Consider the following 22,578-nt stretch of genomic DNA (forward strand, 5'->3'; position numbering starts at 1 on the left):
ACCGTTCATACTGCGGTTTGTCTTTTTTTCGTCAAAGGGACTACGAATTCCACACTTGATCTGCAATCTCAATCACATGACGAAGCTTTTCCCATTGCTGCTCTTCTGTTAACAGATTGCCTTCCTCCGTTGAGGCGAACCCGCATTGTGGACTCAAACAAATCTGATTAATGTCGACGTATTGAGCCGCTTCCTCGATCCGTTTTTTAATCTGTTCAGCCGGCTCAAGCTCACCGTATTTTGAAGTGACAAGCCCTAGTACGATTTGGAGGTTTGGGTTCTTCACATAGCGAAGGGGCTCAAAACCGCCAGAACGATCGTCGTCGAACTCTAGAAAGAGACCATCCAGATCTAAGCCGGCGAAAATTGTTTCTGCCGCTGCTTCATAACCGCCTTCAGCTGCCCACGTCGATTTAAAGTTACCACGGCAAATGTGCATAGTGACCACTAAATCCTCTGGACGATCGGCAACCGCTTCATTGATTGTTTTCGCAAATGACTCACGCAGTTCATCTTCTTCTCGGCCAAAGGCTTTGATTTGTTCATGACCTTTTTCAGAAAAGAACACGGCCCATGCCGTATCATCCAGCTGCAAGTAGCGGCAGCCTGCATCATAAAAAGCACGGATGGCTTTTTTATACGCCTGTGCCACATCATGGTGGAATGCCTCTAAGCTGTCGTATACTCCTTCTTCAAGCTTTCCACGGAAAAAGAGCATATTCGGACTTGGAATCGTCATTTTAGCTGTATGATCACCAGCGATGCTGTGAAGGAAACGGTAATCCTCTAGCATTGGATGATCTGTGAAGTCGATCTTGCCCGTTACCTTGATGCCCCGCGCTTTAGTTGTCGTATTGTGGAATTGAATACCTTGATCCGCTTCAAATCCTTCGACCCCATCTAGTCCCTCAAGAAAGTCAAAATGCCACCAAGCACGTCTGAATTCGCCATCTGTGACAACTTCTAATCCAATTTCCTTTTGTTTCTCCACAATACGAGTGATTTCTTCATTTTCAATTTGTTGGAGCTGCTCTGCTGTCAGTGTACCGTATGCTTTTTGCTTGCGTGCTTCCTTGATACGTTCTGAACGAAGTAAACTGCCTACTTGATCTGCGCGAAATGGCGGTTTCGTTGTTTTCTTTCCAATGGTTTGTACTTGTGTCATGCTGAATCCCTTCTTTCTACAGGTTAAAAATCAAATAAAAAAGCTCTTCCTTGGATAAGGAAGAGCATCATATACTGAGAGAACTCTGCCTTATCTTCAAACAAGCATCTGCTTGCTTAAGGAATTAGCACCATTCTGTTCTGAGGAACAGCGGTTGCCGGGTTTCACAGGGCCAGTCCCTCCACCACTCTTAATAAGGTTACCTTTTGATTCAATTTTCTTAATAAACATAATTATTCAACTTTTTAGAGAGAAAGTCAATGGTTTTAACTGTTTAATTTTCTACATAAACAAATCAGTGATGAGAACACCAGCTAGTCCGACAAGTGATAGAACGGTTACCATCAATGTCCACGTTTTAAAGGTTTGGGCCATCGACAGGTTAAAGTATTCTTTATAAATCCAGAAACCCGCATCATTCACGTGAGAGAACGTAATACTGCCGGCACCTGTTGCGATCACCATTAATTCTGGGCTCACACCTGTCAAACCAATCAGTGGAGCAGAAATGCCAGCTGCTGTGAGACCGGCGACAGTGGCTGATCCTAAAGATACACGAAGGACTGCAGCAATCAGCCAGGTGAGAAGCAGTGGAGAAAGCGTGCTTCCTTGCATGATTCCTGCAATGTATTGATCGACACCGCTATCAATGAGCACCTGTTTAAAGGCGCCGCCACCTGCAATAATTAATAGAATCATTGCAATAGAACCGATAGAATCTGTGATTGACTTCATCACATCCTGCATGCTCTTGCCTCTGCCAAGTCCAAACGTGTAGATAGCAAGCAGCACGGAGATTAACAGTGCAATCGCAGGTTCGCCTAAAAACTCAGCGGTTGGCAGTACTGGGGAGGACGGGAAGAAAATTTCTAAAAATGCTCTGAATGTCATGAGTAATACAGGCAAAACAGCGGTGAAAATGCTAATGCCGAAGCTAGGCATTTCTTCTTCTGTAAATTTCTTTGGATTAAATAAGTTCTTTGGAATATGCGCGTGTAACTGATCTTTTTTAAATAGTTTCGTAAAGAGAAGTCCGCCTACTAAAACAGCAGGAATCGCTAAAATAATCCCAACTAATAAGGTTTGTCCCATGTTTGCTTGAAAGACATTCGCAATGGCAGTCGGCCCTGGGTGAGGAGGGAGGAAGCCATGTGTGGTGATGAGTGCAGCGACGAGCGGCATACCCACATAAAGCACAGGAAGTCTTGCAGCTTGAGCGATCGTAAAGACTAATGGAATTAAGATAATGAATCCGGTTTCATAAAATAGAGCAATTCCGATAACAAATCCAGTCAGCATCGTCGCCCATTGGATTTTTCCGATGCCAAATCGGTCAATGAGTGTCATCGCAATACGCTGAGCTCCGCCAGAATCAGCCATCAATTTACCAAGCATCGCCCCAAAACCGAGAACGAGTGCGAGGTGCCCGAGCGTACTGCCGAGTCCTTTTTCGACGGAAGCAATCGCTTCTAGTGGTGACATTCCTTCTAAAACAGCAACAATTAAAGAGACAATAATCAAAGATATGAAAGCGTTTAACTTAAAGACAACCATGAGTAAAAGCAATAACAAAACGCCAAGTCCAATAAACACTAACGACATGATCCTTCCTCCTTTGTGGTGCATAAGGGAGTGAAAAAAACACCCCCTATGCTTTATCCTTCAAGTATGTCTACAGCTTCTTTTAACGTATCCTTTGAACCAACATTTCCCGGGAAAATCACAAAAGACATGAAAGGAAATTTACTTTCTTCGCCTGTTTGCCAAACGGGGATGCCTGGTTTGATCTGCCCTGCTACGGTTGCGCGCTTCACGTGAAGTCCTCTAGTTCCAATATCGCTGGAGGTAATGCCACCCTTGGCAATGAGATACTTAGGACGAATTGTGAGACGTTGGACAATGCTTGTCACAGCATCACTAATCTTTACAGAGAGCTTTAATTCTTCCTCCTGACGATCATTCCCAAGATCAAGCCGTTCTCTTCTTGTATAAACAGCTACAGATTGACCTGATGCTAACAGTGCTTCAGTTTGCTGGATCACGCGGTCAATTTCTTCTTGAAATGCTTCAGGCTTTAGCACGAGGTGGGTATTAAATTCAATAAAAGCTACCTCTTTATTTTGTTGAAGCGCTTTTAATTGATCTGTTGTCTTTTTCACATGAGAACCAATCATAATGAGACCACCGTGCGGGCTTTGTTCTTGTATCAAGTCATGTCTTGTTAATAAGTCACGATCCCCTATACCGCCAAGAACTTTTGTAAGTGCCGCCGCACTTCTGAACATGAGTTGCTGTCCTGCTTGAATGGTCTCAATAAGAGCGGTGACAAAGACTTTGACATCGTCATAGTCCACAGCGTTTACAACCACCTTTTTAAAATCGGTCACACTCATGAGCTGCCTTTTTATTTGATCAATCCGTAAAGCCCGTAGATCATCTAACGAAATGTAGGTGGTGCTCTCTTTCGTGAACGATCCGTCTGCCTTTTCTTCAATCCATTCTCCGAGATGAGATGACTGAAAGCCGAATGTGCGGTCTCGTGCAAATTCTGTGTCACCAGCAGGAATTAATTCGTGTCCTTCTTGAACGTAATGAATATTGTTGATCGTAAAGCGTCCACCTTCTTGGAAAAAAGGAAGAAGAATCTCTCCATCGAATTGGCGTGAGCTTTGCTGTTCAATGGTCGTTCTGAGTACTTCGGTTTCCAGCGGAAAGTGTCCACGAAGAGTAGAATCTCCTCGGCTGACAATGATGAAATCCTGATCAAGCCGTTCAGCTACCTTCACAATGGTTGAAGCGATTGTTTCGTGCGCAGCGGCCGTTTCCTTCTCTGTCATACTGCGAGAATTGGTCAAAATAAAGAACATGCGGCAGTCTTCAAGAAAACCGGCTTCGATGCTTTCTTCAGACCAATCGGTGAAAACAGAGACACCATGTACGGTTTGAATACCTGTTGGATCATCATCTAATACAATGACTTTATGATGAAAGCTGTTCAGTGCTTGTTCGTATGATGATTGAATGATCTTTGAATCCGCCTTCGGAATGGCATTCAATATGTCAGTGCTTTTCTTCATGACCATCTCATCCTTTCTTCACTTCAACATGAGCCATTTTTTCGTAATATTGAACGATGCCGCCATGATCAAGCCCTGATTTTCCGTCCGCTTTGAGAGCGTGGAAGATTTCAAGCAGCTGACTAGAAAGCGGGAGAGGAACACCGATATCATGAGCAGTTTCCATGACATTGGTTAAATCCTTTAAGTTGATGTCGATGCGTCCGCCTGGTTCAAAGTTTCGTTCTAAGATGAGAGGAACCTTTGCATCAAGAACGGCACTTCCTGCCAGTCCACCGCGGATGGCTTCATACATTTTATCAATGGCAATGCCGGATTTAGCGGCAAGAACGAGCGCCTCAGACATGGCTGCAATATTTAAGTTGACGATAATTTGATTGGCGAGCTTCGCCGTTGTCCCGCTCCCATTTGTCCCAACTAATACGACCTCAGTGCCCATTGCGAGCAGGACATCCTTCACTTGCTCAAAGATGGCTTCTTCGCCGCCAGCCATGATGGCAAGTGTTCCGTCTATTGCCTTCGGTTCTCCGCCGCTGACAGGTGCGTCGATAAATTCCACCTGATGCTGTTTTGTAAGAGCAGCTAATGCCCTAGAGGTAACAGGGGAAATTGAGCTCATATCTACGACGACAGTTCCAGGTTTAGCTGTAGTTAAAATGCCATGATCACCTGAAACGACTGCCTCTACATGCTCTCCTTTAGGAAGCATTGTGATGATGATATCGCTTTCAGAAGCGGTCTCAGCTGCTGAAACAGCACCTTTTCCTCCCGCTTCTTGTAACGCTCGAATCGCTTCCTCATTTAGGTCAAAAACAGTCACAGTATGACCGGCTTTTAATAGATTGAGTGCCATAGGCTTTCCCATAATACCTAATCCAATGAATCCAATCTTCTTTGTCACGTTGTCCGCCTCCTATATAGAAAACCCTTACAAAAAGCGCTTTCTTCTTTTTGTTAGTATATATACTATCCTATTCATTTTATAGTAGGAAATAAACTATTGTTCATTTAATGTACATGACGTGATAGGAACGTGTCAACGGAAAATATGAGAAAAGTCACAAAAAAAGACCGGGATCAGCTCCGGTCTTTTGCGTTCATGTTTTATTTTTAGCTACGGCTAATCGAGATCGTTTCACGTTTTCAATGGCATTTGATCCTAGCTCTAAAACAGCGGCGACGTATAGTACATCAATGATCACAAGCTGGTTAATACGGGAGATCATGGAGTCCGAGCGATAGGTTGTCTCTCTGGAAGAACTGAGCAGATGAAAGTCAGATCGCTTTGCGAGCTCTGATTTCGGATAGCTGGTGATAGAGGCAATCTTCGCTCCCTTTTCTTTAGCAAATTGCACGGCATCAAGAATTTCTCTGCTCTCTCCTGAATGGGAGATCGCAACGATAAAATCGTGCTCCGTGGCGTGAGTTGCAATCATGTTCATCATATGCGGATCACTGCATAGACTCACTTCAAAACCAAGCTGGAGGAACTTATGATAAGCATCTCCGGCAATAAAGCTGGATGCACCTGCTCCAAAGAAGACGGTCTTATGTGCCTGTTTCATTTGTTCAATGAATTGCGTGACGGCATGATCTTCTAATATATGCTTCATATCTTGAATAGAGTTTGTTGTTAACTCTATGACCTTATGTTTAATGTCAGCTACACTATCGGATGCCTCGATCTCACCGTATATGGATTGAGGCGTATTGGTCGCAATATCCTGTGCGACATGGACACGAAACACTTGATACGATTCATAGCCGATTTTTCGTAGGAACCGAAAGATCGTCGTTTCACTTGTATTGCATTCAGCAGCGAGTGCACTAATGGAGTGAAGCACAACTTTCTGAGGGTTTTGTAAAATGTAATTGGCAATCTTTTTTTGGGTCGGGGACAAACTATGAAACGTCGTCCGAATGTGACTAAAAATATTCTCTTCTATGATAAACACCACACTTCATCTAGCATTCTACATTAAGCATACAGGAACTTATGAAAACGGTAAACAAACCCGAAGTGGAAAAGGAAGAATAATATGGAAAAAGCGCTTCTTTTGGTTCTTTTGTCATGGTATACTCAATTGGTAATAGACAAAAATGGGGGTTTTTACTATGACGATGAAAAAAGGCCTAACGATCAGCCTGCTCATTTTTTCGCTGATTGTTTCGTTGTTTGCTCCAGTTGGATCTGCGGATGCCAAACAAGCAAAAAAAGCAAAAGTAAGCACACACTATTATAAAAAGAAAAAAACATTCAAATATGCACAGGTGAAAAACCTAAGCAAGTCGCATATGAAAACCATCAATCGCGATTTAAAAGAAGATATCGCATTCTCTTATTCTACGTACTTGTTCTTGAAGGACGAAGCGAAAAAGGAAGGCTACGGAAAGATCACTTACGAGAGATCGTTCAAAACGAAATTTAACAATGGGAAGAAGCTCAGTATCTTAAACTATGATTACATGTATGACGGTGGAATGCATGGGGATACGATGGTTTCCAGCATGAACTATGTGTTAACAAAGAAAAAAACAAAGCAGCTGTTCTTGACAGACGTTGTGAAAACGAAGAAAAAGCGTACGAAAGTTAGAGATTATGTCTATAACTATACAAAGAAACATAAAAGCAAATTCTATGCGAACCTGAAAAAAAATGACATTGAAATCAACTACAACACGCAGTATTACTTCACGAAAAAAGGAATTGCTGTTGTCTTCCAGCCATATGAAATTGCACCATTCTATCAAGGAATTCCTGTGATTCAAGTTCCTGCGAAGGTGTATAAATAAAAGGAAAAACGACCAATGAATCTGGTCGTTTTTTGTTATTTACTCAAACAAAAAGAGCCCCTAATGAGGCTCTCTCTTTAGATTTATACTTGTTTAGGTGCATCGTTTAGAGGGTGACGGCGTTTTCCGTTGTAGTGGCGGCGCATACGAAAGATTTCAAACTCCGAAAGCTCTGCGCTTTTTCGTTTTGGTGTGCGGTTATCTTTTTTGAAAGAGAATAGTAAGTAGCAGCAAAGTGAAGCGATAATCAATAAAATCATCATATGACATTCCTCCAATTCATCCTATTCTTTAAGTGTAGACAGGGTGAGTGATGTTTATAACTGGAAATAAGCAGCAGAATCGGTTTAGTTCTTAAGGTTTAGCCGATTTTCTAATTTAGGTCTAAAATACTGGTTGTTTTTAACTATTATATTTCCAGTTATTGCACTCGTCAAGAAGAATTTTTCTGGGGTTGTCTCTATTAGTACGAATAAATGTCATGAAAGTTTCAGAAAATTGTAAACTTTTATTAAAAAACCGTTCCCGAACAGGAACGGTTGTAAACATATTTATGCTTTTTCTTCAAATAAACGTGCGATTTCAACGATGACTTCTGTTGCTTTCACCATGTTCTCGACAGAAATAAATTCATATTTACCGTGGAAGTTTTCCCCGCCAGTAAAGATGTTTGGCGTTGGAAGACCTTTATATGAAAGCTGGGAGCCGTCTGTACCGCCGCGGATGGGTTCAATCACAGGTGTTACTGAGCGGTTTTCCATGGCTTCATGGGCAATGTCCACAATATGTTTTACCGGCTCAATTTTCTCTCTCATATTATAATATTGATCCTGAATGCTGAGGTTTATACTGTTTTCTCCGTAGGTGGCTTTTAAATCATTTGCTATTTTTTCAAATAGTGCCTTGCGATTGTTGAATTTCTCTTTATCAAAATCACGGATAATATACTGCAGTTCTGCTTCTTCGACTTCTCCTACAAATTTCGTCAGGTGGAAAAAGCCTTCGTAGCCTTCTGTGTATTCCGGAGATTCATCAGAAGGTAGTTTGTTGTGGAAGAGCATCCCAATCTTCGCAGCGCTGACCATTTTGTCTTTTGCTGTCCCTGGATGGAAGTTGTTTCCTTTAATTGATACTTTCGCACCTGCTGCGTTGAAGCTTTCATATTGCAGCTCCCCGAGCGGTCCTCCGTCAATTGTATAAGCATAGGAAGCGCCAAAGGCATCAACATCAAATTTGTGCGGCCCTCTGCCAATTTCTTCATCTGGTGTAAAGGCGACGCGAATTTTTCCATGCTTGATGTCTGGATGCTTAATCAAGTAATGCATAGCGGTCATAATTTCTGCGATACCTGCTTTGTTATCTGCACCAAGCAGGGTCGTGCCATCTGTTGTGATCAGCGTATGTCCGTGATACTTTTGTAAATTTGGAAACTGTGCTGGAGATAAAACGATATGTAGATCTTCATTCAAGGTGATGTCGCCGCCTTGATAGTTATCATGAAGCTGCGGTTTCACATTCTTGCCGGTGAAGTCAGTAGCTGTGTCGATATGAGCCAGGAAGCCAATGGTCGGCACTTCTTTGTCTGTGTTAGACGGGATCGTTCCCATGACATAGCCGTTTTCATCCATTGTCACTTCTTGAATCCCGATGGACTTCATCTCTTCAACTAGCTGTCTCGCTAGGTTCAACTGTCCTTCAGTAGATGGGCAGCTTTCCTTTTCTGAATCCGACTGCGTATCTACCTTCACATAACTTGTGAAACGCTGAATCATTTCCTCTTTCATCTATACGTCACTCCTTTTGTAGAATACGTCCATTTTATCACGTCTTGAATGCGCTTCATAACAAGAAAGGCTTTCTCTGGCAATTAGAGAGGAAAAAGACCTACTTTCATTAGATGATGTGTTGAATGGTTCTTTAGGGTGATTTTTTTGGGTGTCTTTTTATTTATAATGAGGACATATAAAATCATCCATTTGTACGTTAAATTGGGAGAAAGGGGTGCGAAAGTTGGATTCTAGTCAAACGCTGGCACTCGCTCAAAAGTTTCAAGAAGCAGCTGATGAGATTCGGCAGTCAAAGCAGCTACTAGAGAATCGGCTCAAGGCAGTAGGATCAGGCTGGCAGGGAGAAGCAAGGAATAAATTTGATCAAAGCTTTGAGGAAACAACGGCACGCTATGATCAATTCGAAAAGGACTTGCTTGAAACAAGTCAGGAACTGCGCGACGCTGCGGTCAAAATCGAGGAACGGAAAGCTGAAATAGCCAGAATGGAAGAGCTTGAGCGAAAGAGACGAGAAGAACGGAGAGAAAGAAACCGAGAAGGGTGATGATGTGATGGCACGTGATATTGTGGTTGATCCAGATCAGCTGACAGGACTGGCGAATGATGTTGTAGGCGAGCTGTCTGTCATTGAAACGAAGCATCGCGATTTACATAGCGAACTGGATGGTCTCATTTTAGGCTGTGATCCTTGGTATAGAAGCTGTTTTTCAGGTGTCGGTGATGCATGGGGAGCAGGACAAGCATTGATCAGTAAATTGAGCAGTGATGATATTGCGATTCGTCATGCAACAGATAAAATGGTCGAAGCAGACGATATTTTACGGAAAATGTACAGCATCTATGATCAATATGGGACACTCACGAGCTTAGCTGGTATTGTGATGATGCAGGCGAAATACTACGGGCTTGGGATGACGACCTTCATTAAAGACAATGGCCGGTATGCAGCGCAGCATTCAAAGCTTTTACTTGATCTGACCAGCCGGGTAGAAGGAACGAGATTTGACCGGCTAGCAAGGATTTGGCTGAGTAAAAAAGAATTATTAAAACGATCGAGCTGGTCGATGGCTGACTTGGTCCATAAGAAATTCACAAAATTTTATCCTGACGATACGGTTGCCTTTACGAATAGCGTTCGTGATTTTACAAAAGGAAGTATCAATTGGAAGGACACGGCTGCTATCAAATCTGTTCTGAAAAATGGGTCAAGATTCGCGAAAGGAAATGCCATCATTGCAACGGTTGTCACTGGTGCAACGGAAACGGTCGGCTGTGGATTGAAAATTGCCGAAAACTATGCAGAATTCGGTGATCAGCCAGAAGTTCTCAAGCGTGAAAATGCAAAGGCTGTTGGAAATGCAGTGAATAATACGGTCTTTATCGCTGGCGGATCTGTCGCAGGTGCCGTTGTCGGAGGAGCTCTAGGAAGCTTTGCAGGTCCGATTGGAACCGTTGTCGGAGGAGCCATTGGTTCAGCAGTCGGTGGATTTATAGGAGAAAAAGTTGCCAAGCTGACATCCGGTTTTGCTGAGCAGGTTGCAGTGAAATTAAAGGACCCTATTCATGCCGTGGTCGATAAAGGAAGACAAGCCTTCGAGCTGGCGGGTCAAGGTGTGAAAGCAGTCAATGACACCATTGATCAGGCAAATCAGGTGATACATAAAGGGATAGAAAAAACAAAAGAAACCGCAGACTCGCTGATTAAAGGTGCAGGCGATTTCTTTAAGGGTGCATTTTCTTTTGGATAAGGAGAGATCAAGTTGGATCAGCTAAGTCTAAGTATCGAGGAACTCATCTTTAGTTTTTACAGTGAAGGCTATTTTGAACAGGGCATGTCCTTAAAGGAAGCCTATTATCCTGATGTAGAGGACGAACGCCTTGGGTTTTTATTTGAAATTGCGTGCCGCTCTTTGCTCGCAAAAGGTGTACTTGAATTTCGAAACAGACAATACCGTTATAAAGCGGAATACCGTCATTTCATCCAGGCGATGAATGATGCATCTCACACCGTCAAAGCATCTCGATTTGGGGATGTAGATGAAGAAGTCAGTACCTCCTTTCATACGACACAGACGGGCGTATACGCGCACCACACGCTTTATGATCAACAAGTCCATCAGATTCAAAAACTGAAAGACGAACAGCAGGCAGAGGAGCAAGTGACTGCCTTTTTCAACATACAGATGAGTGATCACCCTGCACCTGTCATCACCCTGAAAGCAGAGGAATTTGAAATGCTGTTAGAGCAAGCAAGTGAGGCGAAGAATGAGTGGCCCTCCTTCCTTCATCGAGCAGAGAACGAAGAACTCGTGCAGGCATTTGTTTCTGATGTACAGACGAGAAAAGGAAAGTTGGACTCCCTTATGAAGGTAGTCTACGACAAAAACAATACGCCTGATGTGGAGTCCATGTTATTTGTCGTTCCAGGTGAGAAACAGTCGTGGCTTGTGTCGGGAATAAAAGAAAATGAATTTCGCATTGAGACGGCTCATAGAGACGGATTACGTTCTATATTCTAATGGAGAAAAGGAGAATGACGCTTGAATCCAAGTGAAGTAATAGAAGTGAGGAGCAGGACCTTTTTAAGGGTATGGGCATTCTTAGCAACGGGCGGCTTCGGTATCATCGGTATTTGGTTGTTTTCAGAAGCTCTTACATTTGAATCGAATTATACATTGTTTTTATTTTTAGGCGGACTATTAGGCATTGTCTATGGCTTGATCTCTTTTTTGATGATTCTGCCGGCTTTTACGAAGAGAGGAAATGTGATTTTTCGTATTCAGCGCGGGGAGAATGGCGCTGTGCTACATCGGGAGCGGACGATCCCTTTCCAAGACATTCAATCCATTGATATGCGCAGGCATCGGTACAGTGTAAGGGGTTTTCTCTTCATGGATGTGCTCATTCGGAAAATTGATGGGAAATTGATCAAGATTCCAGCGTACAGTATTTTAGATGAAGAAGTATTCGAGCAAACCGTCAAACAGGAGATCTATCCATATTTAAATCGGGCAGCCCAAGAGAACTGGAGACAGCAGCATGGTCAGGTCGAAGAGTAGATCGATTAGGTAGTATTTGCCAAGATTCTAAAAGATGAGGCGCCACTTTTTCGAAGAAATCGTGTATGATGTCAGTAAAGACTGAACACTCGGAGAGGTGATGAGAGATGGATAAAGAGATGGTAATCGACCTCGTCACAGAACAAATGACACGGATTCGAAAAGAAAAGAATTATACGCAGGACCGCATGGCTGAGGTACTTGGTCTATCGAAACGGCATTTGCAGCAGGTTGAAAAAAATAGGCTGCGCCTCAACTGGACGCAAACGGCGGCCGTATGTGCATTATTCAGAGATAGTGACATTTTAAAAGGGACACTAGGGGATGATCCGCTTGAGATTCTGGAAGTCGTGGCACATGATGAATTGCATCTTTCTGTTGAACGTACAATTGGTGGAAAGGTTTGGTGGCGGACCTCTATAAAAAAAGGCACATTTCGTCTCCAGCAAAATGTGCTGAGTCAGCATTACCGCATCTTAGATGATGAGAATTATCGCTATTATAGTTCCTTTAATAAAGAAGAAGCGAAGCGGCGGTTAGAGGAATTAAGTCAGCTGTCTTCTCCTTATTCATAAGCAGCTGATAGAAAAAAAGAAAAGAGAGGCACCCGATTGATAGGGGCCTCTCTTTTCTGTGTTTTATACTTTTAGGGTGTTTTTCGCCCGAATAAAGGCAACAAGCTGTTTGATTTCTTCATCATTTAGAGGAACACCGTCTACAAGGATGGTTCCTTCTTTTGCTTCCGTCAGTTCAATTTTGATATCAGAGATTTTACGTTGTATCTCTGGCTCGTCCGTTCTACCAAGTAAAAAATCAATGGACGTATCATACAAATCAGCCAGCCGCTTCACTGCTTCAAGCGAAGGTCGTCGGTATCCAGATTCGTAACCGGCATAGGTGCTTTTGGCGATACCTAGGCGATCTGCCGTATGCTGGAGAGACCATTTTTTCTTTTTTCTAAGAGTGGTTAAACGATCGAGTATCATTACATGAACGCTCCTTTATATACAACAACAGTATATCATATTTTGACATGGAATGTACGCGTTATGCGTAATAATTTCTTGATTAATTCGCGTTATGTGACTATAATGGCAATGAAGGTACGCGTAAAGCGTATATTATAGAATAGCACAAGCTAGCTTATAATATGTGTGACAAACGAAGTAATTTTACTGAAAGAGGTGGACCTGTTGAAGAAATTATTGCTTTTAACGACTGGTGGGACGATTGCATCTGTAGAGAGTGAAAATGGTTTGGCTCCAGGTGTTAAAGCTGAGGACCTTTTAAGCTATTTAAACGAAATTAATGCAGAGTATACAATGGACACAAAGTCCCTAATGAGTATAGATAGTACAAATATGCAGCCTGAATACTGGGTGGATATCGCAACAGCCATTTATGAAAATTATGATCAATACGACGGCTTTGTCGTCACTCATGGAACCGATACAATGGCCTATACATCAGCAGCTCTATCTTATATGTTGCAAAATCCGGATAAGCCAATTGTCATTACAGGTTCACAAATTCCGATTACGTTTAAGAAAACAGATGCGAAGAAAAACATCACCGATGCGATTCGCTTTGCATGTGACGGCGTAGGCGGCGTGTACGTTGTGTTTGATGGCAGAGTCATTCAGGGAACACGCGCAATCAAACTAAGAACGAAAAGCTACGATGCATTTGAAAGTATTAATTACCCATATATTGCATCGATTGAAAACCATCAAATTGAATACAATAGCAAAGTAAAAAGATCGTCAATGAAACCGCTTAAATTAGACGCATCCTTAAATACCGACGTTTGTCTCTTGAAATTGCATCCAGGTCTAAAGCCTGAGTTCTTAGATGCAATCAAAGGTGTGTACAAAGGAGTCGTGATCGAAAGCTACGGCAGCGGCGGTATTCCTTTCGAGGGAAGAAACCTTTTAGAGAAAATCAACGAATTGCTCGAAGAAGGCATTTCTGTTGTCATCACAACTCAGTGTCTTGAAGAAGGAGAAGACATGAGCGTGTATGAAGTAGGACGAAAAATCAATCAAGAACTGGTGGCACGTTCACGAAACATGAACACAGAGGCCATCGTGCCGAAACTCATGTGGGCATTAGGTAAAACAACAGACCCAAGAGAAGTGAAAAAGATTATGGAAACGCCAATCGCAGAAGATTTAGTGATTTAACTATTCTATAGAAAGCAGGTCATATCAGATGGTTCAAGCAACTTATCGCTATGAGAAGGATTTTCTTGGTGAAAAAGAAATTCCGGCAGACGTGTATTATGGGGTTCAAACCCTTCGTGCAAAAGAAAATTTCCCGATTACAGGATATCGCATGCACGAGGAACTGATCAGAGCCTTTGCCATCGTGAAAAAAGCAGCAGCTCAAGCCAATATGGAAGTTGGACGTTTATATGAAGGAATTGGAAATGCCATCGTACAAGCCTCTGATGAGGTCATTGAAGGCAAGCTGCATGAGTACTTTATTGTAGACCCAATCCAAGGCGGCGCAGGAACGTCGATGAATATGAATGCCAATGAAGTGATTGGTAACAGAGCGCTAGAAATCATGGGACATCAAAAGGGTGAATACATCCATTTAAGCCCAAACACACATGTAAACATGTCACAATCAACGAATGACTCGTTTCCAACAGCTATCCACATTGCTGTATTGAAGCAGTTAGACATTCTGCTTGAGACAATGCAAACAATGCAGGACGTATTCCAAAAGAAAGCGAAAGAATTTGATCATGTAATCAAAATGGGACGTACGCACCTGCAGGATGCTGTTCCAATTCGTTTAGGACAGGAATTTGAGGCATACAGCCGCGTGCTCAGCCGTGATATTAAACGGATCAACCAATCAAAGCAGCATTTATACGAAGTGAATATGGGTGCAACAGCTGTTGGGACAGGCCTAAACGCAGATCCTCGTTATATTGAAATCGTCGTGAAGAAGCTAGCAGATATTTCTGGTCTTCCGCTTGTAGGCGCAGAGCATCTCGTTGATGCTACGCAAAATACAGATGCTTACACAGAAGTGTCCGCCGCATTAAAAGTATGCATGATGAACATGTCTAAGATTGCCAACGACCTTCGCCTAATGGCATCTGGTCCACGTGCAGGTCTTGCGGAAATTGCATTGCCAGCTCGTCAGCCGGGATCATCCATTATGCCTGGGAAAGTCAATCCAGTCATGGCAGAGCTCATTAACCAAATTGCATTCCAGGTCATTGGGAACGACCATACCATCTGTCTTGCCTCTGAAGCAGGCCAGCTTGAGTTAAATGTGATGGAGCCTGTTCTGGTCTTTAATTTGCTTCAATCTATTAGTATAATGAATAACGGATTCCGTTCATTCACAGATCATTGTTTAGCGGACATTGAAGCAAATGAAAAACGTTTGAAAGAATATGTAGAAAAAAGTGCAGGCGTCATTACTGCTGTAAACCCTCACTTAGGCTATGAAGCCGCGGCTAGAATTGCAAGGGAAGCCATTTTAAGTGGAGAATCCATTAGAGATCTTTGCTTGCAAAATGATGTGTTAACAGAAGAAGAACTTGATATTATTTTGAATCCATACGAGATGACTAAGCCTGGTATTGCAGGACAAGAACTGCTAGAACGGGAATAATATCAAAAATTTTATTTTATTAATATGTAGAATTGCCTGTGAAATAGAGAAAAACAGGCAATTCACTTTCTTTCGAATTGGCACACTTTTTTCACAATATTTTGAAAACGCTTAACGCACGCACAAAGGGAGGAAACAAAATGAAATCACCACGTCTGCCGTCTTTGACAGAGGTCGTGTCTATACTTGGCTTGTTTTTAGCAATTGTTTTATCATTTACTCTTTACTTCAAATTAGATATTCAACTAGCATTGTTTATCTCATGGTTTATGGTAATCGCTTTAGGAATTCGATTGGGACATTCATATAAGGATCTTCAAAATGCGATTACAAAAGGGATATCAAATGGTTTAGATGCTATCTTGATCTTAATTGCTGTTGGTGCACTTGTTGGAACATGGATTGCTGGTGGGGTTGTACCTACATTAATCTATTATGGCCTAGAATTTATTCATCCTAACATTTTCTTATTAGCTACACTTGTTATTTGTGCCATTATGTCCATTGCAACAGGAACCTCTTGGGGGACGGTTGGAACGGCAGGTATTGCCATGATTGCGATTGGTGAAGGTCTTGGGATTCCGCTTCCAATTGTTGCAGGTGCCGTTTTATCTGGAGCCTACTTTGGTGATAAATTATCGCCATTATCAGATAGCACCGTACTCGCCGCTTCTCTTTCTAAAGTAGACGTGCTGGCGCATGTAAGAGCTATGATGGTCTTATCCATACCAGCCTTTGTGATTTCAGCGATTATGTTTACGATTACAGGCTTTATGTATGGCGGTCGAAACATTGATCAAGATAAAGTAGAGTTTTTGAAAAATGCACTTCATGATACATTTACAATTAATATCTGGATGGTTATTCCGGCTGTAGTTGTTGTGTTATTGCTCGTATTTAAGAAACCTTCAATGCCTGTTATCGCCATTGGTGCCCTCCTAGGCTCGATTTGGGCCATGGCTTTTCAAGGAATGAATCCGGCAGATGCGCTTGCTACGGCTTATAATGGCTTTTCCATTAACTCAGATGTAGATTTCTTAAATACCCTGTTAAACCGTGGCGGTATTGTCAATATGCTAGGATCTTTAGTGGTGATTATCCTCGGTCTTGGTTTCGGTGGTGTACTTGAATATTTAGGAGTATTAAAAGTCATCGTCTCTACGTTTGAGAAGAAATTGCATAATGCAGGAAACGTCACTCTATCCACGCTAGTTGTTGCTTTCTTTGCGAATATTTTTGGCTGTGCTATGTATGTATCAATCATCCTTACGCCAAAAATTATGGAAAAGAGCTATGATAAATTAAAATTAGACAGACGTGTTTTATCCAGAAACTCTGAGGTCGGTGGTACGCTTACGTCTGGTATGGTTCCATGGTCAGATAACGGGATTTACATGGCGGGAATTCTAGGCGTATCGACATTCTCTTATTTACCATTTATGTGGTTGAGCTTTGTCGCCATTGGTCTTGCGATTATTTACGGATATACTGGGAAATTCATTTGGTACGTCAAAGATCAACAAGAAAAAGAAGAATCGGCATCATAAGCGTTTGCAAAAGCCGCTCCTCACTGGGCGGCTTTTGTTTGTCCTAGGACCGAGAGACTATATGTCATACAAAGCAGGTGGTTGTGATTTTAGACCCCCTATAAAAAAGGTCTTAAGATGTGGTATGAAGGAGAGTGAAAGCATATTTATCCCATAAAAAGGGCACAAATTCCTATTCAAACATGAGTCTTTAAACCTTATAATAACAATATTGGAAAAAGTGCTATTCACCTTACGCTCGTTTAGAGGAACTCTAAGCAGCGTTTTTATTTTTTGACAGGAGGAGGAACCCATAATGAGCTTATCGGATATGCTGTCTGCCCTAAACGGTGGCATTACAAGTAAAAAAGCAGAAATCGAAGAGAAAATCGCTCGACTTAAAAAGGCGAAAAGTAAGGTCGAACGTGAACAAGATGCGGCAGAAACAGACCTCAAGCAAATCAAGCAGCCAAAACTTGGGGCCTCTTGGAAAGGTGAGCGAAGTCAGGATTTCAAATCAGAGCGGAATGAAGCACATGATGCGCTGCAAACGATCGTGAACGACAAATACCCACGCTACGTGAGCCGCATCGAATTCAAAATCAGTACATTAGAAGCTGAACAAGCCGCGTTATCCTTTGCCAGTTCCCTAGCTGGAGACGCCGCACGTCTTGCTGAAAAAGGAGAAGACGCAGTAGAGGACGCCAAACGCTTGATCTCAAAAGCATGGAGCAGCTTATAAGCTATCTTCATGCTGAACAAATCTGGAGGATATCACGATGGGACAAATTAAGTTAAATTACCAAACAGTTATGGATCAACTAGATGAAGTCTCCCAAGCAGTCGAAGCTTTAACGATGAAAAAAGCAGCAGATAAAGCAGGTGAAAACAGCCTTGAATTTGTGACCAAGTGGACGGCACGTGAGGCAGAGGTGAACGAAATGGTCTCAAGTTTTAAAGAAGCCTTAATCAAAAATGTCCAGGACACGCGTTCGAATGTGAAAACCCTAAAAGAACAGGATGAAGCGATTGCGGCAAAATAATTGGCAATCGTTTTCTTATGGATTTCATGGAATGGTATGAATTATAGATCTAAAGGATCATATATAATTCAGGATTTAAGACCTTTCATTATTCCGTTTTTCTTCCAAACGCGTCACCAAAAGGACACCTTTTTCCTATTTAAGACTGAGGCTTTTCACCTTATACTATACTTAATGAAAGCAAAACGATAGAAATGTCAGGTTTGGAAAAATCAAGTGAGTCGATAGCTTCCAAGGCTCTGGCGCTGTGCTTTCGTATGAGGTCCGATAGAGGTGGATGACATGAGTTTATCCGAGATGCTACACCATCTGCATATGGGAATTGAAAACAGACGTGCAGAATTTGACGAAATGATCTCTCGGTTAAAGACAGCCAAAAGCAATATTCGAACAGAACAAGATCTTGCGCAGTCAGACATAAAGGAAATCAAGAAGCCTGCTCTAGATTCGTCATGGAAAGGTGAGAGAGGAACCGACTTTCATCGCCACCGAAAAGATGCCTACCATGTAATGCACGACATCGTGAACAACGAGTATGAAAAATATATAACCGAGATTGATCAAAAAATCTTGCACTTTGAATTAAAAAAAATGGAGCTGGCTGTTGCCAGTAATTTTGCCGGAAGAGCCCAGGACGTGATGGAAAAGGGCGAGGATTTCGCAAAAGATGTTAAACATTTAATTGAACGGGGCTGGAAAGCTCTTTAAAATAAAATATAAAACAGCCGTCTCATAAGCGAGCGGCTGTTTTTTTGTTTAGTCACATCCACCACCACCACTATCGCCGGAATCTCCCCCGCAGAAGGCATCAGAAGCGTGATGAGTATAAGAATCAGTATAGGTACTTGAACTGTGATGAGCGGAACGCTTAGCAGATGTACGTTTATTCTTCGATGTGAACAGATGGGCAATGATTGCGCCTAAAGAAGCCAATATGATCATAACAACAAACATAAAAGAACCCATGATGCATCCCTCCTCTTGTTTCATCATCATACGAATGAGCCATATCGTAGTTCCCGATTTGAAAGAAAAACTGGGCAAAGAGTTCTATTTTCGTTTATGATGATAGGCAAAAGTAAATGCCAAGGGAGGAGAGCCCATGCTATCTCTACGTCAGGAGGAGCTTCTGAAACGACTGATGCAAGCGGAGCAGGAACTGACAAGTGAAGAAATTGCCCGCATGATTGGCGTCACATCACGAACCATTCGAACAGATATGAAAGCGCTTAAATCTGTTTTGGATGAACATGGAGCCGCACTACATATCAAACGCGGGGCAGGGTATACATTGACCGTCGAGGATTATGGGGCATTTCGTACATTTTTGAAAAGGTCTCTGAGAGGAAGATACGAAAAAAAGGAACAGGTCATTCCCAATCAGCCTGAAGACCGTGTAGCATATCTATTGAAAAGACTGCTTCTGTCAGAAGACTATATTAAATTAGACGCGCTTGCAGAGGAATTATTTGTGAGTGAATCGACAGTGAAAAATGATTTGAAAGCGGTCAGACATTTGTTTTCATTACATGGACTTTCTGTGTCACACCGCCCTAAATATGGACTGCGGCTGACAGGAGATGAAATGAAATTAAGATATTGTATGGCTGAGCATGTGTTTCAGCAAGAGCATGCGAACTCTGCGCTGTTACCTGAGGAAACGTATCAATTGATTCAGGATATCGTGCGTTCACGTACAAAAGCAAGCGGACTTCATCTGTCAGAGATCGGTTTGAGTAATTTAGTGACCCACATCGCCATTGCATGCAAACGAATTGAAGAGAAAAAACTGGTCATGATGCCAGAAACGGAATTGAAAGAGATTCAAGTGCAGCCGGTTTTCCAAGTGGCTCAACAAATGGCAGAAGATATTCGGCATGTCCTAGCTATTGATTTTCCGTTATCTGAAATGGCGTACATTGCGATTCACTTAATGGGAGCCAAGATGATGGCATACGGAGATGCTGGTCATACACTATTTCATCTTCTAGACGAAGATCACTTTCGCTTCACCCACCAATTGCTTGCTTATGTAGAAGAGCACATGTCACTTGATATTCAATTTGATAAAGAGTTAATCGTTGGATTAAGTCTTCATTTACGTTCCGCTATTCATCGTTTTAGGTACGATATGAACATTCGTAACCCCTATTTAACGGACATTAAAAGGCATTATCCCATTGCATTTGAAGCGGGCGTCTATATGGGCAGATGGCTGAAAGAAAAAGAAGGGGTTGAGATTCATGAGGATGAGATTGGGTATTTGGCGCTCCATATCGGTGCTGCAATCGAGCGGACAAAATCACAGCATGTGAGAAAGAGATGCCTTATTGTGTGTGCGACGGGTGTCGCTAGCAGTCAGCTCCTTCTTCATAAGCTAACGGCGGCTTTTAGCGGAAGGCTGGAGATCGCTGGAACTGCAAGTGTTGGGGAACTTTCATCGTATAATTTGAGAAGCATTGATTTTATTATTAGTACCATTCCGCTTCAGAACACGTTGCCGGTGCCAGTAATTGATGTACATACGATTCTAAGTGACGATGATCTTGTGCGGCTGAAACGGTTTGTACAGGACTCACAGGATACAGGGGTTTTACGGTATGTCAGTCCGGCGCTGACATTTTTCCACCAAGACCTTCAATCAAGGGAAGAGGTTCTGCAATTTTTCGTAAACGTGCTCAAGGAACAACATCGCATCCCGGACGAGTTTGAACAATTATTGCTGGAAAGAGAGCAAGTGTCACCGACATCGTTCGGTCATTTAGTCGCGATTCCCCATCCGATTAAGCCGGCAACAGATGACACGTTTTGTGCGATCTGCACGTTGAAAAAACCGGTACTGTGGGGTGAAGAACGGGTACAAGTCGTTTGTTTGTTGAGTATCCAGAAGACGTATCAAAAAGAATTACAGTCGCTTTATCAATTTCTTGTGCGGCTGACAGAGCGCAAGGAAGTGGTGGAACAACTCATCAAGGCCGCTTCATTTGAGGAACTGACGGCGGCGCTTCAAGTATTGGAGCATCCGAATGAAAAAACGGGATACCCATTTCCACATCTGTGAGGAAAAAGATTGGATGTTAATGAAAGCGCTTTTAAAATAACATCAAAAAGGAGGATGATCACGAGTTTTTGCAAAGGGGGAGACGGATCATGAGCTTCAAGGAGAAAGCGGCAGACGTCATGGGGAATGTGGCTTATCGCATCACGAACCAGAAATATATTATGGCGATTAAACAGGCATTTGTCACATTGATGCCAATCATCATTACAGGGGCTTTTGCTGTATTGGTGGCAAATATGATCATGAGCCCGGAAACAGGGCTTGCTCATTTTGAGATATTCAGATTTTTAGCGGAGCTTCAGCCAATCATGAAGGCAATCAATTATGCCACGCTGAACTTTTTAACGATTGGAGCTGTGTTCCTCATCGGGATAGAGCTTGGGAAAATCAACGGGCACAAGTCCCTATTCCCAGGGCTGATGGCATTGATTTCATTTATATCTGTTATTCCAACGACACTTCTACTTGAAGTTGATGGATCGATGCGTGAGGTTGTAGATGTACTGGCAAGGCAATTTTCTGATCCAAAAAGCTTATTTTTAGGGATGATCATTGCGATCGTATCTGTGGAAATTTTTTGTAAGCTGACCAAGGTGAAATGGCTTCAAATCAAGATGCCAGACTCTGTTCCATCGAATGTGGCAACATCTTTTTCATCACTTTTTCCTTCGATCATCACGATTACGATCATTAGTTCATTCGGCTTTGCATTTCACCGTTTGACAGGCATTTATTTGCATGAAGCAGTGTATAACGTGGTGCAGCGCCCGCTAGAAAGTGTTGTACAGGGTCTGCCGGGGATTTTAACGTTGATGTTTGTGGCGCAATTTTTCTGGGTGATCGGCATCCATGGCAACCAGATGATCAAACCGATCCGGGAGCCGCTCTTATTAGGGTCGATTGCAGTGAATATGACAGCATTTCAAGAAGGAAAAGAGATTCCGAATATCATCACAATGCCATTTTGGGATGTGTATATGAGTATCGGTGGTTCAGGTGTGACCATTGGGCTTTTGATTGCGATTTTTATTGCTGGAAGAAGGGAAGAGATGCGAAGTATTGCCAAGCTCTCATCTGGGCCGGGCCTCTTCAATATCAATGAACCCGTTATTTTTGGCTTGCCCGTTATGTTAAACCCTGTGATGGCAATCCCATTTATCGTCACACCGCTTGTGACAGGGACGATTGGTTACATTGCGACAGCTACAGGGTTTGCTGGAAAAGCAGTCGTGATGGTGCCGTGGACGACACCGCCGATTGTGAATGCATGGCTGTCCACCGCTGGCAGCATGGGAGCTGTCATCACACAGCTCATCTGTATTGTAGTAGCAGTTTTCATCTATTTGCCATTTGTTCTCTTGTCTAACCGCAAACCAGAAGCGGTACCAGATTCAGAATAAAAGGAGAGGCATGAATGAATATGCAATGTAG

Annotated in this window: 23 protein-coding genes and 1 riboswitch; of the genes, 14 read left to right on the forward strand and 9 right to left on the reverse strand. The window is 42.5% G+C overall.

The window, feature by feature from the left end:
• Positions 1–40: 40 nt before the first annotated feature.
• From C6W21_RS10790 to C6W21_RS10810, 5 genes are all read right to left on the reverse strand, one after another.
• Entirely contained in the window at positions 41–1,165 is a 1,125-nt protein-coding gene (locus C6W21_RS10790) for a 5-methyltetrahydropteroyltriglutamate--homocysteine S-methyltransferase (protein ID WP_106056260.1), read from the reverse strand.
• An 87-nt stretch (positions 1,166–1,252) separates the two neighbouring features.
• A riboswitch (SAM riboswitch) is annotated at positions 1,253–1,365 on the reverse strand.
• 82 nt (positions 1,366–1,447) lie between these two features.
• Entirely contained in the window at positions 1,448–2,767 is a 1,320-nt protein-coding gene (locus C6W21_RS10795; RefSeq protein ID WP_106056262.1) for a gluconate:H+ symporter, read from the reverse strand.
• Between the two features lie 53 nt (positions 2,768–2,820).
• On the reverse strand, positions 2,821–4,242 hold the full coding sequence (locus C6W21_RS10800; protein ID WP_106056563.1) for a four-carbon acid sugar kinase family protein: 1,422 nt from the start codon (positions 4,240–4,242) through the stop codon (positions 2,821–2,823).
• Positions 4,243–4,249: 7 nt separating this feature from the next.
• Positions 4,250–5,143, reverse strand: a complete 894-nt coding sequence (gene garR, locus C6W21_RS10805) for a 2-hydroxy-3-oxopropionate reductase (RefSeq protein WP_106050376.1) — start codon at positions 5,141–5,143, stop codon at positions 4,250–4,252.
• Between the two features lie 196 nt (positions 5,144–5,339).
• Positions 5,340–6,197 carry a MurR/RpiR family transcriptional regulator gene (locus tag C6W21_RS10810; protein WP_189318179.1) on the reverse strand — a complete coding sequence of 286 codons (858 nt, stop codon included), beginning with the start codon at positions 6,195–6,197 and terminating at the stop codon, positions 5,340–5,342.
• 160 nt (positions 6,198–6,357) lie between these two features.
• Between C6W21_RS10810 and C6W21_RS10815 the strand changes: the two genes are divergently transcribed.
• Entirely contained in the window at positions 6,358–7,035 is a 678-nt protein-coding gene (locus C6W21_RS10815) for a DUF3298 and DUF4163 domain-containing protein (protein WP_106050378.1), read from the forward strand.
• A gap of 83 nt (positions 7,036–7,118) precedes the next feature.
• Here the strand turns inward: C6W21_RS10815 and C6W21_RS10820 are convergent, their stop codons facing one another.
• Positions 7,119–7,298 (reverse strand): hypothetical protein, encoded by a 180-nt coding sequence (locus tag C6W21_RS10820; protein ID WP_003215411.1) that lies wholly within the window; start codon positions 7,296–7,298, stop codon positions 7,119–7,121.
• A gap of 288 nt (positions 7,299–7,586) precedes the next feature.
• Positions 7,587–8,819 carry a peptidase T gene (pepT, locus tag C6W21_RS10825; protein WP_106050379.1) on the reverse strand — a complete coding sequence of 411 codons (1,233 nt, stop codon included), beginning with the start codon at positions 8,817–8,819 and terminating at the stop codon, positions 7,587–7,589.
• A gap of 226 nt (positions 8,820–9,045) precedes the next feature.
• Between pepT and C6W21_RS10830 the strand changes: the two genes are divergently transcribed.
• The 5 genes from C6W21_RS10830 (at position 9,046) to C6W21_RS10850 (ending at position 12,456) form a co-directional block, all read left to right on the forward strand.
• Positions 9,046–9,366 (forward strand): WXG100 family type VII secretion target, encoded by a 321-nt coding sequence (locus C6W21_RS10830; protein ID WP_106050380.1) that lies wholly within the window; start codon positions 9,046–9,048, stop codon positions 9,364–9,366.
• 7 nt (positions 9,367–9,373) lie between these two features.
• A complete protein-coding gene (locus tag C6W21_RS10835; RefSeq protein ID WP_106050381.1) occupies positions 9,374–10,570 on the forward strand; it encodes a DUF6861 domain-containing protein in 1,197 nt (398 codons plus the stop codon).
• Positions 10,571–10,582: 12 nt separating this feature from the next.
• A complete protein-coding gene (locus C6W21_RS10840; protein WP_106050382.1) occupies positions 10,583–11,341 on the forward strand; it encodes a hypothetical protein in 759 nt (252 codons plus the stop codon).
• A 21-nt stretch (positions 11,342–11,362) separates the two neighbouring features.
• Positions 11,363–11,881, forward strand: coding sequence for a YfjD family protein (locus C6W21_RS10845; RefSeq protein ID WP_106050383.1), 519 nt, complete (start codon positions 11,363–11,365; stop codon positions 11,879–11,881).
• A 107-nt stretch (positions 11,882–11,988) separates the two neighbouring features.
• Complete coding sequence (locus C6W21_RS10850; RefSeq protein ID WP_106050384.1) at positions 11,989–12,456, forward strand: helix-turn-helix domain-containing protein; 468 nt, start codon at positions 11,989–11,991, stop codon at positions 12,454–12,456.
• A gap of 63 nt (positions 12,457–12,519) precedes the next feature.
• Here the strand turns inward: C6W21_RS10850 and C6W21_RS10855 are convergent, their stop codons facing one another.
• Positions 12,520–12,867 (reverse strand): helix-turn-helix domain-containing protein, encoded by a 348-nt coding sequence (locus tag C6W21_RS10855; RefSeq protein WP_003214932.1) that lies wholly within the window; start codon positions 12,865–12,867, stop codon positions 12,520–12,522.
• A gap of 207 nt (positions 12,868–13,074) precedes the next feature.
• On the opposite strand from C6W21_RS10855, the gene C6W21_RS10860 reads away from it, so the two are divergent.
• From C6W21_RS10860 to C6W21_RS10885, 6 genes are all read left to right on the forward strand, one after another.
• A complete protein-coding gene (locus tag C6W21_RS10860) occupies positions 13,075–14,064 on the forward strand; it encodes an asparaginase (RefSeq protein ID WP_003215391.1) in 990 nt (329 codons plus the stop codon).
• A 28-nt stretch (positions 14,065–14,092) separates the two neighbouring features.
• Entirely contained in the window at positions 14,093–15,517 is a 1,425-nt protein-coding gene (gene aspA / locus C6W21_RS10865; protein WP_106050385.1) for an aspartate ammonia-lyase, read from the forward strand.
• A 140-nt stretch (positions 15,518–15,657) separates the two neighbouring features.
• Positions 15,658–17,064, forward strand: a complete 1,407-nt coding sequence (gene nhaC / locus C6W21_RS10870; protein ID WP_106050386.1) for a Na+/H+ antiporter NhaC — start codon at positions 15,658–15,660, stop codon at positions 17,062–17,064.
• A gap of 295 nt (positions 17,065–17,359) precedes the next feature.
• On the forward strand, positions 17,360–17,785 hold the full coding sequence (locus C6W21_RS10875; protein ID WP_106050387.1) for a YwqH-like family protein: 426 nt from the start codon (positions 17,360–17,362) through the stop codon (positions 17,783–17,785).
• A 37-nt stretch (positions 17,786–17,822) separates the two neighbouring features.
• Complete coding sequence (locus C6W21_RS10880) at positions 17,823–18,086, forward strand: YwqI/YxiC family protein (protein ID WP_106050388.1); 264 nt, start codon at positions 17,823–17,825, stop codon at positions 18,084–18,086.
• Between the two features lie 282 nt (positions 18,087–18,368).
• Positions 18,369–18,794 (forward strand): YwqH-like family protein, encoded by a 426-nt coding sequence (locus C6W21_RS10885; RefSeq protein ID WP_060597595.1) that lies wholly within the window; start codon positions 18,369–18,371, stop codon positions 18,792–18,794.
• Between the two features lie 48 nt (positions 18,795–18,842).
• Here the strand turns inward: C6W21_RS10885 and C6W21_RS10890 are convergent, their stop codons facing one another.
• The gene (locus C6W21_RS10890) at positions 18,843–19,052 is read right to left on the reverse strand and encodes a hypothetical protein (protein WP_223249577.1); all 210 of its coding nucleotides are present in this window, start codon (positions 19,050–19,052) and stop codon (positions 18,843–18,845) included.
• A 136-nt stretch (positions 19,053–19,188) separates the two neighbouring features.
• Between C6W21_RS10890 and C6W21_RS10895 the strand changes: the two genes are divergently transcribed.
• On the forward strand, positions 19,189–21,147 hold the full coding sequence (locus tag C6W21_RS10895) for a BglG family transcription antiterminator (RefSeq protein ID WP_106050389.1): 1,959 nt from the start codon (positions 19,189–19,191) through the stop codon (positions 21,145–21,147).
• An 89-nt stretch (positions 21,148–21,236) separates the two neighbouring features.
• Positions 21,237–22,547, forward strand: a complete 1,311-nt coding sequence (locus tag C6W21_RS10900) for a PTS sugar transporter subunit IIC (protein ID WP_106050390.1) — start codon at positions 21,237–21,239, stop codon at positions 22,545–22,547.
• Positions 22,548–22,578 lie beyond the last annotated feature (31 nt).

The sequence above is a fragment of the Bacillus sp. NMCN1 genome (assembly GCF_002998085.1).
Classification (GTDB): Bacteria; Bacillota; Bacilli; order Bacillales; family Bacillaceae; genus Bacillus.